The sequence below is a fragment of the Rubneribacter badeniensis genome (genome assembly GCF_002899695.1).
Lineage (GTDB): Bacteria > Actinomycetota > Coriobacteriia > Coriobacteriales > Eggerthellaceae > Rubneribacter > Rubneribacter badeniensis.
On record NZ_PPEL01000171.1, the window covers coordinates 1 to 714 of the forward strand.

Annotated in this window: 1 protein-coding gene; it reads right to left on the reverse strand. The window is 77.3% G+C overall.

The annotated features are described in order from the left end of the window. Positions 1–88: 88 nt before the first annotated feature. On the reverse strand, positions 89–712 hold the full coding sequence (gene dmsD, locus C2L80_RS13500; RefSeq protein WP_103263375.1) for a Tat proofreading chaperone DmsD: 624 nt from the start codon (positions 710–712) through the stop codon (positions 89–91). Between the last annotated feature and the right edge of the window lie 2 nt (positions 713–714).

Here is a 714-nt window from a genome sequence, read left to right on the forward strand (position 1 = left end):
ACGCCACCGCGCCCGACGGCGCGAGCGTCGTGAACAGGACGAGCGTGACCTCGTCGAGGGCGGTGGCGAGCCCGGCCATCGCGCGCGCCTAGCGGTAGAACCGCGGGACGGCGACCTTAAGGCCCCGCTCGGCGCGGATCCCCTCGAGCGTCGAGGCCGTCAGGCGCGCGAGCCCCTCGTAGAAGGGGTGGCGCGCCGCCCCGGCCAGCTCGCCCAGGAAGTGCGGCGCCCAGGTGAGCAGGTGCCCCCGCAGGTACTCGTCGAGGTCGGCGGGCCGGTTGCGCGCGAGCCACGCCATGAGGGCCAGCATGAGGCCGATGTGGTCCTCGGGCTCCTTCCCGCCCCCCAGGCGCGCGACGCCGCGCCCGCGCATCCACGCGCGCAGCTCGAGCGTCGACGCCCCGAACACCACGCACTCGCGGTCGGTGTACACGGACCCCCACGGCGGGGCCGGCTTGGGCGCGGGGCCCACGAACAGGCGGCGGTACTCCCACGCGAGGCCCTCGTCGCCCGCGCCGCCTGCGAGGCCGGCGACCATGAGCCCCAGCGCCTCGCGCGCCTCGCCCTCCTCCGCGAAGGGCCACTCCGCGGCGGCGGCCGCGGGGTCGAGCGCGGCCATCGCCTCGAAGGACGCCCCCGCGTCCCCGGTCAGGGGGTCCTGCAGGAAGAACGGGGCGAGCGCGTCGCCCGCGAAGGCGACGGCGTCGAGCACCG